The sequence below is a fragment of the Sulfitobacter sp. HGT1 genome, from assembly GCF_013282155.1.
In the GTDB taxonomy this organism is placed as follows: Bacteria; Pseudomonadota; Alphaproteobacteria; order Rhodobacterales; family Rhodobacteraceae; genus Sulfitobacter.
The window spans coordinates 81,734-95,215 of the sequence record NZ_BLWI01000014.1; the positions used below are offsets into that span (position 1 = coordinate 81,734).

The 13,482-nt window shown below is 57.8% G+C and carries 13 protein-coding genes; 1 reads left to right on the forward strand and 12 read right to left on the reverse strand.

The features are described from left to right. Positions 1-50: 50 nt before the first annotated feature. The 5 genes from HGT1_RS16530 to HGT1_RS16550 form a co-directional block, all read right to left on the reverse strand. Positions 51-674, reverse strand: coding sequence for a DUF1523 family protein (locus tag HGT1_RS16530; protein ID WP_176251063.1), 624 nt, complete (start codon positions 672-674; stop codon positions 51-53). Positions 675-688: 14 nt separating this feature from the next. Continuing rightward, complete coding sequence (locus HGT1_RS16535) at positions 689-955, reverse strand: hypothetical protein (protein WP_176251064.1); 267 nt, start codon at positions 953-955, stop codon at positions 689-691. Between the two features lie 86 nt (positions 956-1,041). Beyond that, positions 1,042-2,127 carry a sensor histidine kinase gene (locus HGT1_RS16540; protein ID WP_176251065.1) on the reverse strand — a complete coding sequence of 362 codons (1,086 nt, stop codon included), beginning with the start codon at positions 2,125-2,127 and terminating at the stop codon, positions 1,042-1,044. 244 nt (positions 2,128-2,371) lie between these two features. Beyond that, positions 2,372-3,595, reverse strand: coding sequence for an aminopeptidase P family protein (locus HGT1_RS16545; protein ID WP_176251066.1), 1,224 nt, complete (start codon positions 3,593-3,595; stop codon positions 2,372-2,374). Between the two features lie 119 nt (positions 3,596-3,714). Next, positions 3,715-4,506 carry an alpha/beta hydrolase gene (locus tag HGT1_RS16550; protein WP_176251067.1) on the reverse strand — a complete coding sequence of 264 codons (792 nt, stop codon included), beginning with the start codon at positions 4,504-4,506 and terminating at the stop codon, positions 3,715-3,717. Positions 4,507-4,599: 93 nt separating this feature from the next. Here HGT1_RS16550 and HGT1_RS16555 point away from each other — a divergent pair, with 93 nt between their 5' ends. Then, positions 4,600-6,072 (forward strand): NAD-dependent succinate-semialdehyde dehydrogenase, encoded by a 1,473-nt coding sequence (locus HGT1_RS16555; RefSeq protein WP_176251068.1) that lies wholly within the window; start codon positions 4,600-4,602, stop codon positions 6,070-6,072. A 44-nt stretch (positions 6,073-6,116) separates the two neighbouring features. On the opposite strand, the gene HGT1_RS16560 is transcribed toward HGT1_RS16555, so the two are convergent. The 7 genes from HGT1_RS16560 to HGT1_RS16590 all read right to left on the reverse strand — a co-directional run bounded on the left by HGT1_RS16560 (position 6,117) and on the right by HGT1_RS16590 (position 13,414). After that, positions 6,117-7,337, reverse strand: a complete 1,221-nt coding sequence (locus tag HGT1_RS16560; protein WP_176251069.1) for a PLP-dependent aminotransferase family protein — start codon at positions 7,335-7,337, stop codon at positions 6,117-6,119. Positions 7,338-7,489: 152 nt separating this feature from the next. After that, positions 7,490-7,960, reverse strand: coding sequence for an Hsp20 family protein (locus HGT1_RS16565; protein ID WP_176251070.1), 471 nt, complete (start codon positions 7,958-7,960; stop codon positions 7,490-7,492). Between the two features lie 167 nt (positions 7,961-8,127). After that, positions 8,128-8,916 (reverse strand): serine protease, encoded by a 789-nt coding sequence (locus HGT1_RS16570; protein WP_176251111.1) that lies wholly within the window; start codon positions 8,914-8,916, stop codon positions 8,128-8,130. Positions 8,917-9,023: 107 nt separating this feature from the next. Then, a complete protein-coding gene (gene glcF / locus HGT1_RS16575; RefSeq protein WP_176251071.1) occupies positions 9,024-10,373 on the reverse strand; it encodes a glycolate oxidase subunit GlcF in 1,350 nt (449 codons plus the stop codon). A 46-nt stretch (positions 10,374-10,419) separates the two neighbouring features. Beyond that, positions 10,420-10,785 (reverse strand): hypothetical protein, encoded by a 366-nt coding sequence (locus HGT1_RS16580; protein ID WP_176251072.1) that lies wholly within the window; start codon positions 10,783-10,785, stop codon positions 10,420-10,422. Continuing rightward, positions 10,782-11,900 (reverse strand): FAD-binding protein, encoded by a 1,119-nt coding sequence (locus HGT1_RS16585; protein WP_176251073.1) that lies wholly within the window; start codon positions 11,898-11,900, stop codon positions 10,782-10,784. Before HGT1_RS16585 ends, HGT1_RS16580 begins: the two co-directional genes overlap by 4 nt. A 65-nt stretch (positions 11,901-11,965) precedes the next feature. After that, positions 11,966-13,414 carry an FAD-linked oxidase C-terminal domain-containing protein gene (locus tag HGT1_RS16590; RefSeq protein WP_176251074.1) on the reverse strand — a complete coding sequence of 483 codons (1,449 nt, stop codon included), beginning with the start codon at positions 13,412-13,414 and terminating at the stop codon, positions 11,966-11,968. Between the last annotated feature and the right edge of the window lie 68 nt (positions 13,415-13,482).

Genomic DNA, 13,482 nt, shown 5'->3' on the forward strand with positions numbered 1-13,482 from the left:
CCCGCAGGGCGGGGGCTGGCCCCCTCCTGCCTTGCCAAAACGCGCAGCGGTTACTTTTTCCAGCTGGCGATCCAGCGTGAAAAACGTCCCTGCCGTTCCGCAAAATCATCCTCAATACGCTCCAGCGTCGGGTCGATCCGCTGTTCCCTGAACCTGCGCCACCGCACCCAGATCGCATAGACGAAGGCCGCGAACAGCGTCAGGATGATGATATTCAAAAACGGTATGCCCTTTGACACATCCGGTCCGGCGACAAGCCGCACTGAAATCGCATTCGGAAAGATCGACATGAACTCGTTGCGCCAGCCGTAATGCTTGAGCGCAACATATTGCGGCGCGCCCGAACCAGACTTCAGATCCGATGCCTCTGCCTGCAAATTAGTCGTGTCAAACTTGAAATAGGGTGGCCATCCCCAGCCGGTATCTTCGTTGCGATACACCATCACATCGCCTTTGGCGCGGCGGGTCTGGATGAAAAACACATCGCGGTTGCCCAAGGTATTGTTGTTACCGACGTCAGCATTCGACCAAAAGATCGAATTTTCGCCAAAATCAATCCGCTTTTCATAGGTGTCGGTGATCCGCACAATATCGACCTGCGGCAGCGTATAGTGAAAGAACGCGGCGACGATCGTCCAGATTGTGATCCAGAACGCCCATTTGATAATCCCCATAGTGCCGACTTTCCCTAACTGAAGTTGGTGAGGTAGATAATTAGCACGACCAGCACCACTGGAACAATATAGACACCCCAGATCAGTTTACGACGGATCGAGCTGTCATATCTCTTGAGCCCTCGTTGCACGAAACTGTCCATATCCACAAGGCGCGGGCCGCTCCGCCATTTCTGACGTAATTTGCCACGGCGGATACGGCGGGAATACATCGACAATCCAATAAAGATCACGGTCAACACAACAAAGCCGACCACAATCAGTTGAAGTAACGCAAGCATAGGTGAACGCCTCTCTGTCGTGATCCGGTTACGGGCCCAATCTTGACGCCCGCGGCACGAGGATCAAGCCCTAGACACAACCTATGTCAGTCTTTGACGGGCCACACGACGGTAATCTCGCAGCCAGTGTCGCGCTCCGGCGTCAACAATTCGCCGCCCAACTGCTGTGCAGCCGCCAGCAAGATACGCATCCCAAGGCCGGTGCCGGGTGTTTGCACCGCGGGGATACCGGGGCCGTCGTCAATGCAGCTCAGGTGATAGAACCCACCGGTATGTTTGCCCGTCACATTGAACGTACCGCGTGTGCGGCCCGCATAGGCATATTTCGCGGCGTTGGTCATTGCCTCGTTCACGAACATCCCGACTGACGACGCAGACCGCGACGAAAGCCTGCATTGCCCGATCTGCGCATTGACGGTCACGCCATCGGGCATTTGTTCCTGTGTTGACCTTACGACCTTTGACAGGAACGCAGACACATCAACAAAAGCAGAACTATCTGTCAGATACAGCGCTTCGTGCAGGCGGCTGATCGTTGCCAGACGCCCCTGCACCGCATCCAATGCAGCGCGGGCTTGGGGTGATTGTTCGGTTCTGATCTGCAACCTGATCAGCGATTCAAGCGACTGGAGCGAATTCTTGACCCGGTGATCGACCTCTTTGCGCAGGATTTCAGCATCGGCCAGCGCCTTGCGCAGCTCGATCTGCCGCATGGCTTGTCGCGCCAATACCTGAAGCGCATTGCGCTGGAAGTCATTCAGCTCACGCGGTCGCTGATCCAACACGCACAGCGTCCCGAGCGGCAGCTTTCTGCTGTCCTCAAGAAGTGCACCTGCGTAAAACCGGATTGAATCCTCGCCCGTGACAAATTCATTATCGACGGTGCGGGGGTCAGCCGACGTATCGCCAATTTCCAGATAATCATCGCCTGCAATGGCATGGGCGCACATGCTGCTTTCGATTTTGCTGCCCGGTATCTCAAGCCCGACCTTTGCCTTGAACCATTGGCGATCCGTATCAACCAAGGAAATCAAGGCAATCGGAACGTTGCAAATCTCGGCGGCCAGCCGCGTGATTTCGTCAAAGCCATCATCGGGGGCGGTATCAAGGATGTTATAGTCCCGCAGCAACGCAAGCCGCATTTCCTCTTGTTCGATCAAGGTCGCTTTCATGGGAACTACTCAAACTCTAGTGTTATCAAAATGACTGAATGTCTGAGCAGCAAGCGTTTAGTGCAATCGCGTCAGGGTGAACGAACTGACGTTAAAAAATAAAGAAATGTTATCGCGCGTCAAGCACCTTGGCGGGTGGCGGGGAAACGCACAAAAACCCCATGGACAGCGAAATTCCAGCCCTGAAACCGGCCCAAGCGGCATTGGCTGATCGCCAGCGCCGCTTGGGTTCCGGGGGCAGATATCAGCCTATGACGTTCGTTTCCGGCCCGTAGGGGAAGCCGGTAATGTTGTCGTTGCCATCGTCGGTGATCACCAAGATGTCATGTTCGCGGTATCCGCCTGCGCCGGGTTGATTGGCCCCGACAGTCAGCATCGGCTCCATCGAGATAACCATGCCCGGTTCCAGCACGGTGTCGATGTCTTCGCGCAGTTCAAGCCCTGCCTCGCGACCATAGTAATGCGACAGCACCCCAAACGAATGACCGTAGCCAAAGGTACGGTATTGCAGCAGATCGCGTTCCTCGAAGAAATCATTGATCTTATGGGTGATGTCGGCGCAGCTTGACCCCGGTTTCAGCAGGCTCATCCCGTATTCATGGGCGGCGACGTTGGCCTCCCAAATCTTCAGGCTGGCGGCATCGACTTCGCCTGCAAACATCGTGCGTTCCAGCGCGGTGTAATAGGCCGAGATCATCGGGAAGGTGTTCAGCGACAGGATATCGCCGCGCTCCAACTGGCGTGCGGTCACGGGGTTATGCGCGCCGTCGGTGTTCAGCCCCGACTGGAACCAGACCCAAGTGTCGCGGTATTCGGCATCGGGGAAGCGTTTGGCGATCTCAAGCTCCATCGCGTCACGGCCAGCCATGGCGATGTCGATTTCGCGCGCACCGACCTTGACCGCATCACGAATGGCATAGCCGCCCACATCGGCCACCTGTGCCGCCTGACGGATCAGGGCGATTTCCGCCTCTGACTTGTGCATCCGCTGGCGCATCGTGGTCTCGAACAGGTCAACCATGACGACTGGCGCAAGGAAATCCTCAAGCTTGTCGCGCTGCATCAGGGTCAGATGGTCACCCTCGTAGCCGATCACGCCCCCCTTGCCCGTGACAGAGGCAACAGCACGCCAGTAGTTATCGCGCTGCCAGTCGGTGTAGGTGATGTTATCGGCAAAGCTGCGCCGCCACGGCTGGCCCGCGTCGATACCTGCCGAAATGGTCACACAATCGGTGTCTGTGACGACCAGACCGTAAGGCCTGCCAAAGGCGCAATACAGAAAGCCCGAATAATAGGCGATATTGTGCATCGACGTGAAGATAGCAGCGGTGACACCCGCGCTTTCCATCCGCTCGCGCAGCTCTTCCAGACGCGCCTCGTATTCCGCAGCATCAAAGGGCAACGGGGATTTATCTCCGTTGTGAAAACGATACATGTCGGGGCGCAAAACTTTAGATGTGTTGGTCATTACAGACCCTCCCTTGCAGAAAGGTCCCGGCGTTCAGGACGCAAGGGCCCATATTCAGGACGACGCCATCGTCCCAGCCCAAGCATCCTTTCGCCTATTTTCGCAAACCGATCAAGGGGTCACTTAATGCCCAGCAACGCTTTCATCATGTCGCTATCGGGGTCTTCCAGAAGGTCGATGATGTCAAAATGATGCCGCCCTTCGACCGCTGTCATCTTGGCCCCCCAAACCCGAGAAAGCTGCTCTGCCTGTTCGATAAAGGCGGGGCGTTCATCGGCACCGACCCAGATTGTGACATTCACCCCATGCGGGGGGGTCATGTTCACGGGGCTTTCGGCAGCGGCTTCGGCCTCGTCCAGCTGCAAAATCTCGTTCATCGAGGTTTGCAAAAGCGGCGTCAGATCGGCAACAGGCGAGATCGAAACAATGTTGGCGATCCGTTCGCGCACATCCCCCGGCAAGATCAACGGATCGGTCATGCGTGCAACCAACTGCCCTCCGGCAGAGTGGCCCACCAGTGAAATCCCGCCCTGGGTCCGCTTGGCAACATCTGCCAGCCCTTTGGCAACCTGGGTTGTGATCTGGCTGATCCGCACATTGGGGCACAGGTCATAGCCGATCATTGCAACCGCATATCCGCGGGACAAAGCCCCGGCCGCCAGATGCGACCAGTCAGAGGGCGCAAAGGCCTTCCAATATCCGCCATGCACAAAGACGACCGTGCCGCGTGATACCCCTTCGGGTTCGAAAAAATCATAGACTTCGCGGTCTGTCGGGCCATAGGAAATGTTCTTTTGCGCCCGAAATCCCAACTTTTTGCGGAACGCTGCTGCCGCCTTTTGCCAGCGGGGCGGATAATCTTCTGCACCCTCGATATAAGCGGCATTGGCATAGGCATCATCTAACTGCATTTGGGTCTCCCTTAACGCTCCATAACAAACTGGAACTAGACAATCATAGCGAATGTTGCTTTGGGTTCCACAAACAAAAGCGGAGAGATCAAAATGACTGACGCAAAGACAGACCTGAAATCCATGCTAAAAGACCCCAGCCTGCTGGAAACCCGTGCCTATATTGGCGGCAAATGGGTGGATGGTGACGATGGAACCTTTGATGTGACCAACCCTGCGCGCGGGGATGTGATTGCCAAAGTTGCCAACCTAAGCCGCGCCCAAGTCGCAGGCGCGATCGCCCAGGCTGAGAAAGCCCAGAAAGAATGGGCATCCTGGACCGGCAAGGAACGCGCAGGCGTGATGCGCAAGTGGTTCGATCTGATGATGGAAAACCAGGACGATCTGGGTGCCATTCTGACCGCCGAACAAGGCAAACCACTGGCCGAAGCCAAGGGCGAGATCGCCTATGGCGCGTCGTTTATCGAATTCATGGGCGAACAGGCCAAACGCGTGTACGGTGAAACCATCCCCGGCCACCAGCGCGACAAGCGTATCACCGTGATCAAGCAGCCCATCGGCGTTGCGGCATCAATCACACCGTGGAACTTCCCCAACGCGATGATCACCCGCAAGGCCGCACCTGCACTGGCCGCTGGCTGTGCATTCGTTGCGCGCCCTGCTGCCGAAACGCCGCTGTCAGCCATCGTCATGGGTGTGTTGGCCGAACGTGCGGGCATCCCTGCGGGCGTGTTCAACGTGGTGCCGTCGTCGTCCTCCTCTGCCATCGGCAAGGAATTCTGCGAGAACCCCGCCGTGCGCAAGCTGACCTTCACGGGATCGACCGAAGTCGGCCGTATCCTGATGAAGCAAGCTGCCGATCAGGTTATGAAATGCTCGATGGAACTGGGCGGCAACGCCCCGTTCATCGTGTTTGACGACGCCGATCTGGATGCCGCCGTCGAAGGTGCAATCCTGTGTAAATTCCGCAACAATGGTCAGACCTGCGTGTGCGCCAACCGGATTTATGTGCAGGCCGGTGTCTATGACGCTTTCGCCAAAAAGCTGAAGACAGCGGTTGAAAAGCTCAAGGTCGGTGACGGCTTTGAAGAAGGCGTGACCCTTGGGCCGCTGATCAACCCCGCCGCTGGCGAGAAAGTCAAAGAGCATATCGAGGATGCGAAATCCAAAGGTGCCCAGGTGATTCTGGGCGAAGGTGGCGATATGAACGGCAACTTCCTGCCGCCCACAATCATGACCGGGGTCACCCAGGACATGATGGTCGCGACCGAAGAAACCTTTGGCCCGCTGGCACCGCTGTTCAAGTTCGACACCGTCGATGATGTGATCGCCATGGCCAACGACACGATCTTTGGTCTGGCGTCCTACTTCTATGCCAAAGACCTGAGCCGCGTTTACAAGGTCGCAGAGGCGCTGGAATACGGCATCGTGGGCGTGAACACCGGCATCATCTCGACCGAGGTCGCACCGTTCGGCGGCGTCAAGCAATCCGGTCTGGGCCGCGAAGGCAGCCACCACGGGATCGAGGATTACCTCGAGATGAAATACATCTGCATGTCGGTCTGATCGGCATATGCGGGCGGCGGGATGATCCTGCCGCCCGTTTTCGTTCAGGCGTCCAGCGCTTTGGTGATCAGATTGCCCAACCGCTTGATGCCTTCGGCAATCTTGGCCTCGTCCGAGGTTGCATAGCTGAGCCGCAGCGTGTTGCGCCCTGACCCGTCGGCAAAGAACGCATGACCGGGCACAAAGGCGACCCGTTCTGTTTTCAGCGATTCGGCCAGCAAATCGGCCCCGTCCAGTGTGTCTGGCAATGTCACCCAGATGAACATCCCGCCTTCGGGTTTGGTCCAACTAACGGCCTCCGGCATGTGCTCTTCCAATGCCTTCAGCATCACATCACGCCGCGCACTATAGGCGCTGCGGATTGTGGCAACATGGCTGTCGAAATGCTGTTCGGCCACCTGAGTAATCGCGATCTGATTCAGCGTCGCGCTGTGCAAATCCGCCGCCTGTTTCATCAACACAAGCTGGCTGATCACCGGCATCGCGGCACAGACCCAACCGACCCGCAAACCGGGCGACAAGGTCTTGGAAAAGCTGCCGCAATAGATCGTGCGACACGCCTCAAGATCACCGCCCTTGCGCGCGGCCTCAAGCGCCAGAATCGGCGGGATCGCCTCGCCATCGAAACGCAACGCCTGATAGGCGGCATCTTCGATCACCGCGATCTCCATCTCGTCGGCCAGATCGATGACGCGCTCGCGGGCGGCACGGCTGACGGTGGCACCAGTGGGGTTGGCGAAATCAACCGACAGATAGGCGAATTTGGCCTTGCCGCCCGCCGCCTCAGCCTCTGCCGCGTAATCGGCACCGGAGCGGTTGCTCAGCGGGTCCAGCTTGTCATAGCGCGGCTCGTAGGCGTTGAACGCCCCCAAGGCACCCAGATAGGTCGGCCAGCCGACCAAGGCGGTGTCACCGGGCGACAAAAACAGCTTGCCCAGATAATCCAGCGCTTGCTGTGAACCCGATGTGATCAGGATGTTGTCCGGCGTTGCGGGAATGCCGATTTCCTGCATCTGTTTGGCAATCCAGACGCGCAGCGGTTTATGGCCTTCGCTGGTGGAATATTGCAAGCCTTGCGCGGCCATCGGGCCGGTCAAGGCCTCGGCAAATGCGTCTTGGAACGCTTGCTTTGGAAACAGGTCAGGGTCGGGAATACCGCCCGCAAAGGATATGATATCGGGTTGATCCAGCAGCTTTAACAGCTCGCGGATTTCAGACGCTTTCATGCGTGTCGCGCGAGTGGCGAAGATTTCTTGCAAGGACATAGGACACCCCTCCCCGGATGGTTTTGAGCACATTGCTGCGGGGACAAATTCAAGTCAATATATATGACCTAAAAGGGATGACAGAAATGCAGCACAAACCCAAAAGACCCGAGGCAATGCCCCGGGCCAATTTCGTCTCGCTTGCGTGATGCTTAGTTCACCGACTTCGCATCAACCACGTCTTTTTCGATAGAACGGGGGCTCCCTGAAATCTGGATCTGGCGTGGCTTCAGTGCTTCGGGCACCTGACGTTCCAGATCGATATTCAGCATGCCATCAACATGGGTCGCACCGGTCACTTGGACGTGGTCGGCCAGATGGAAGCGGCGCTCGAAAGCACGGGTCGCGATGCCACGGTGCAGGTACTGCCGCTCTGTTGCGTCATCCGCCTTGCGGGCAGAGACGATCAGCGACTTCTCACGCACTTCGACATTTAGGTCGGCCTCGGAAAAACCGGCGACAGCAATCGAGATACGATAGGAATCGTCGTCGAATTTTTCAATGTTGTAAGGGGGGTAGCTGTTTTGTGCGACATCATTGGTCGCGACGCGATCCATCAGATTGGCGATTTGGTCAAAGCCGACTGTGGAACGATAAAGCGGTGCAAAATCAAAATTACGCATAGGTGTTCATCCTCGTTTGAGCGATTTACATATCCGGACCTTCCGTTGCGGACAGGCCCCAGTTTCAGTCCCAAAACCCTATCTAGGCATCTTGGTGAAACTGATGTGGGGATGGATAAATGCGGTTTCAAGGGGCTGATCGCAGCGCGATCAAAGCAAAATTCGGCCTAGGGTTTTACGAATTTTGCACCGGTTGTGCGGCGGCGGTCTGATGCCGTCACTGTTTTTTGCGCGATGCCGGGCTTGTGATAAACACCTTTGCCCGCGACAAGCTCGGCTTGCAGCAACGCAAGGGGCGTGCCCAATGCCGTGCCCAATGATACCTGCTGGCCGTCAACTTGGGCCTTGGCCGAAACCACCGAAACGATTTGTGGAACGCCGTTTTCAAAAGTGAATATCGGCGCGCCACTTGATCCGAAATCGACGGAACATGTGGTCACCAGAACACCTTCCTGACGCGCCAGAACGCTGCAAACTTCTTGCAGGGACGGGGCCTCGGAACGGTCTTTGGCATAGCTGACCACGCCTAACTTGTCGCCCCGGCGCGGACGGGCGGCGGTCTCGAACGGGACGATTGTGGTGTTCTGGATCGCGCGGTCCAGTTCAAGCAGGGCCAGATCGTTGCGCACCCGTTCGGAGGACACGACCCCGTCATAAACATAATCCGGATGCACCACGGCGCGGCGGATATTGCGGTAGGCCCCGGCACGACCATTGCGCCACCCCGCAAGGAACTCGACCTCGCTATGGTCAATACGTTGCTTTGTGTCGCGATCAAACAGGCAATGGGCCGCTGTCAGAACAAGACGCGGCGCGATCAGCGCACCGGTACAAAACCCCGTTCCCCCGATATCAAGCCTGCCGACGGCCTCCCAATCACGCGCATCCACACCGCTATCCAGCCGGCGCAAATGGCCGTCTTGCGACAATGCCGCCGTTGCAACGGTCAAGGACATCAATGAAAGGGCAACCCAACGTCGCACGGCAAGGCTCCCTACCTTTGGAATTCGCTCTGAGTGGATCTATGAAGTAATCGAAAGATAAGGCAGAATTAGGGCGATATTTACCGTAGCTTGGGAATTTCACCTTTCGGGTCATATTCCCGTGCCAGCGCAGGCGGTTTGGGGCCACCGCTGGCCCAATCCAGCAGTTCGACCGTGTGAACGACAGGGATACCTGCGGCAGACCCGATCTGCATCATGCAGCCGATATTCCCTGCGGCAATCACATCCGGGTTCTTGGCCTGCAACGTCTTGATTTTACGATCTTTCAACTGCTTCGATATCTCTGGCTGCATCAAGTTATACGTCCCTGCCGACCCACAACATAAATGCGAATCTACCGGTTCGACGACGGTAAAACCGGCCTGCTTCAGCAAATCCTTGGGAAAGGTTTTGATCTGCTGGCCGTGTTGCAACGAACAGGCCGCATGATAGGCAACAACCATCCCCTGATGTGCGGGTTCATTTGGCGCAACGGTGCCGGTGACATCGGCTGTGTTCAGATCAATCAGAACCTCTGACACATCACGCGCGATCGCTGAAACCCGCGCGGCATCTGCGGCCAAAGGATCATTGCGGAACATATGCCCGTAGTCTTTCACAGTGGTGCCGCAGCCCGACGTGTTGATGACAATCGCATCCAGCCCCTGCCCGTCAATCTCGGCGCACCACGCCTTGATATTCTTGGCCGCTGTTGCATGGCTCTCATTGGTTTTGCCCATGTGATGGGTCAACGCGCCACAGCACCCCGCCCCTTCGGCCACCACAACTTCGCAACCCAGCCGTGTCAGCAGACGGATCGTGGCATCGTTGATGTCGGTGTTCAGCGCCTTTTGCGCACACCCCGTCATCAACGCCACCCGCTTTTTGCGCGCCCCTTGGGCGGCAAAGCTTTGCGGATCGTCATTGCGACTGACAGGCGGAATGGTTTTCGGAGCCATCTCGAGCATGGCGCGCAGCCGCGCATCCGGCATCAACCGTGCAAAGGGCCGCCCGATCTTGGCCCCCAACAGGGCCAACCGAAACCGTGTCGGATAGGGCAATATCCGCGCCAATATCCAACGCAAGGCACGGTCGCTGAAAGGCCGTTTATACCGCTGCTCGATATAGTCACGGGCATGGTCCACCAGATGCATGTAATGCACACCCGACGGGCAAGTCGTCATACAGGCAAGGCACGACAAACACCGGTCGATATGTTTTACTGTTTTGGCATCCGGATCACGGTCGTTCTCCAGCATGTCCTTGATCAGGTAAATCCGCCCCCGAGGGCTGTCCAGCTCGTCCCCCAACACCTGATAGGTCGGGCATGTGGCCGTGCAAAACCCGCAATGCACACAGGCGCGCAATATCTCGTTGCTGCGTTTGATCGCAGGGTTTTTCATCTGCTCTGGGGTGAATGTGGTTTGCATGGATACTCCGGCGATTAAAGGTCATGGACCATAGGCATCTGAAAGGTCAGGCGGCGACAAGGCTGGCCCAGGCCAGCCCGAACCAGGGAATTGTGGTACCGATGGCCCCCAAAACAGCAGTCCAACGCCGTGTTGAAGGGCCGGGATGGGCGCGGCGCAGGGCTTGGGTGCCAAAGGCCAGCACGCCGATCCAGCCCAGCCAGATCAGCAAAAGGCTGACCCCCGCCATCAGCATGTCGTCGCCCCAGCTTTTTGTCAGCCCATAGCGGATTGCAAGGGCGCAGGCGGCGCAGACAAAAGTGAAGACTGCCAGAAACCATGTGCCGCTTTTCGACGGCGGTCTTTTCGTCAGCGCGCGAAAGATCAGCGGCCCCACGACAAAGACAAGGAAAAAGAGGGCAATCAACGTCACGCTGCGTGCTCCATCAGGCCGGCGTTGAAAATGCCCCTTGGATCAAACTGTGCCCGCAACCCTGATGTCAGTCGCGCCAACCCGGCAGGTTCGGGGTGGAACATACCCAAGCGGGCTTTGGTTTCCACATCGGCCCGAACAAGCGTCGCATGGCCATCAAACGGCCCCAACGCCGCGCGCAGATCATGGCCAGCGTTCGCCAGCAGCCAGATCAACCCGCCAGCCCAGTCATAGAACCACGCCTGCGCACCTGATCGTGCAGCAAGCGCAGGCCCGTCAGACGGTTTGCAGGATACGCGCCACACATCGCCGGGCTTTCCCTGAAACGCCGCCACATCGCGGGTTTGGACCCACAGTCTGTCAGAATCTGCTGCTCCCTGAACATCAATCTCGGCACCTGTTGCCGACAACAGCGTGCGCAGCTTGTCCATTCGGTAGGTGACCGACGTCTCGAACCCTTCAATCCGCAACATCGTATTCTGCGCGGCAGGATCATGGGCCGCACCTGTTACTTCAAACGGACTCCCAAGCGCGTTTGCCATTGCCGCAACGCCGCGCACATCATCCAACCCATGCAAGACTAACGTGGCTTGGGTTTCAGGTCTGGGCAGCACCTTAAGCGACACCTCGCTGAGCACCCCAAGTGTGCCAAAAGACCCCGCCATCAGCTTGACCAGATCATAGCCGGTCACGTTTTTCATCACCCGCCCGCCGTTTTTGACGACAGTGCCGCGCCCGTCAACATACCGGACACCCAACAGAAAATCGCGCGCGGCCCCGACCGAAATGCGGCGCGGTCCGCTTACATTTGCAGCCATCACACCACCAATCGTCGGTGTGCCCTTGCTCCCCAGCAAGGCCCGGTGATCCATCGGCTCGAAGGCCAAACGCTGGTTTTCCTTGGCCAGCGCCGCCTCGATCTCGGCCACGGGCGTGCCTGCCTTGGCAACGACGGTCATCGCACCGGGCTCGTACAAGGAAATCCCGCTTAGCCCCGCAACCGACAGGACCGTCCCGCCCGCAGGAACACCGCGTGTGCCGCCACCCTGAACGGCCACCGGCCCACCAGCGCCTTTTACCGCATCCACAAGCGCTTGTTCTGAAGTGATGTCCATTCTTCTCTGGCTCCTAAATATCCAATTCCGACCCTGCGCCAAAACCACAGCGGCCAGCGTTCAGCCTATTCCGCGGCAAGCTGTACCGCGCGGCGGCTTTCCGAGGCGTCCAATGGAAATACCTTGGCCGGGTTCAACAGCCATGCAGGGTCGAACACATCCTTCACGGCCATCTGGGCATTCAGATCGGCCGCCGCATATTGCACATGCATCAGATCGCGCTTTTCAATGCCAACGCCATGTTCGCCCGTCAAACAGCCGCCCACTTCGACGCACAGCTTCAACACCTCGGCCCCGAATTCCTCGCACAGCTCCAGATCACCGGGCTTGTTCGCGTCGAACAGGATCAGCGGATGCATGTTGCCGTCACCTGCGTGAAACACATTCCCGACCTTCAGCCCGTAATGGTCGCTCATCTCGCCGATACGTTTCAGCACATGCGGCAAGGACGACACGGGGATCGTTCCATCCAGACACATATAATCGTTGATCTGACCCATCGCCCCAAAGGCAGACTTGCGGCCCAGCCAGATTTTGGCACTTTCTTCGGCGGATTTGGACTGGCGCAGCTCGACCGGGTTATGCCGGCGCGCGATCTCGGAAATCAGCTCAAGCTGGTGATCAATCTCGGCATCCGATCCCTCGACCTCGACGATCAGCAAGGCTTCGCACATCGGATACCCGGCTTTGGCAAAGGCCTCGGTCGCCTCGATACAAGGGCGGTCCATGAATTCGATCGCAACCGGCAGCACGCCCGCCTTGATGATGTCGGACACACAGGTGCCCGCGACTTCGTTGTCGTCAAAGCCGATCAGAACGGGCCGCGCGCCTTCGGGCTTGTGCAGGATGCGCAAGGTGGCTTCGGTCACAACGCCAAGCTGCCCTTCGGACCCGCAGATCAGCCCCAACAGATCAAGCCCCCCCGCATCCAGATACGCGCCGCCGACGTCGATGATTTCACCATCCATCAACACCATTTTCACGCCCATCAGATTGTTCGTGGTCACGCCGTATTTCAGACAATGCGCCCCGCCCGAATTCATCGCGATATTGCCCGCAATGGCGCAGGCAAGCTGGCTGGACGGATCGGGTGCATAAAAGAAACCGTGTTCCTCGACCGCGCCGGTCACGCTCAGGTTTGTGCGGCCGGTCTGCACGCGGATGATGCGGTTTTCGTAATCGGTTTCGATCACGTCATTCATGCGCGCCACACCCAGAATAACACAATCGGCTGTCGGCAGCGCCCCGCCAGCAAGCGATGTCCCCGACCCGCGCGGCACGACGGGCACACCTTCTTCGTGGCAGATGCGCAGCACATCGGACACTTCCTGGGTCGATGACGGCAGCACAGCAACCATTGGTGGGCATTTATAGGCGGTCAGCGCGTCGCATTCGTAAGCGCGGGTTTCGCGCTCATCAAAGATCACGGCATCAAAGGGCAAGACCCCCTGCAACCGCTCAACAACCCGCGCTTTGCGGGCCATGATTGCCGGGTTGGGAATTGGCATTTCCATCGAGCACCTCCAATTTGGTAAAATAATATGACCAATTTATGCCATTGGCAAGCTGGAACCGTAAGGCG

Bases quoted from the DNA above. Each gene is read 5' to 3' on its own strand.
- HGT1_RS16585 (WP_176251073.1), bottom strand. From the start codon at position 11,900: ATGGACATCACTTCAGAACAAGCGCTTGTGGATGCGGTAAAAGGCGCT.
- HGT1_RS16555 (WP_176251068.1), top strand. From the start codon at position 4,600: ATGACTGACGCAAAGACAGACCTGAAATCCATGCTAAAAGACCCCAGC.
- HGT1_RS16530 (WP_176251063.1), bottom strand. From the start codon at position 674: ATGGGGATTATCAAATGGGCGTTCTGGATCACAATCTGGACGATCGTC.
- HGT1_RS16570 (WP_176251111.1), bottom strand. From the start codon at position 8,916: ATGTCCTTGACCGTTGCAACGGCGGCATTGTCGCAAGACGGCCATTTG.
- HGT1_RS16540 (WP_176251065.1), bottom strand. From the start codon at position 2,127: ATGAAAGCGACCTTGATCGAACAAGAGGAAATGCGGCTTGCGTTGCTG.
- HGT1_RS16535 (WP_176251064.1), bottom strand. From the start codon at position 955: ATGCTTGCGTTACTTCAACTGATTGTGGTCGGCTTTGTTGTGTTGACC.
- HGT1_RS16550 (WP_176251067.1), bottom strand. From the start codon at position 4,506: ATGCAGTTAGATGATGCCTATGCCAATGCCGCTTATATCGAGGGTGCA.
- HGT1_RS16545 (WP_176251066.1), bottom strand. From the start codon at position 3,595: ATGACCAACACATCTAAAGTTTTGCGCCCCGACATGTATCGTTTTCAC.
- HGT1_RS16565 (WP_176251070.1), bottom strand. From the start codon at position 7,960: ATGCGTAATTTTGATTTTGCACCGCTTTATCGTTCCACAGTCGGCTTT.
- HGT1_RS16590 (WP_176251074.1), bottom strand. From the start codon at position 13,414: ATGGAAATGCCAATTCCCAACCCGGCAATCATGGCCCGCAAAGCGCGG.
- glcF (WP_176251071.1), bottom strand. From the start codon at position 10,373: ATGCAAACCACATTCACCCCAGAGCAGATGAAAAACCCTGCGATCAAA.
- HGT1_RS16560 (WP_176251069.1), bottom strand. From the start codon at position 7,337: ATGTCCTTGCAAGAAATCTTCGCCACTCGCGCGACACGCATGAAAGCG.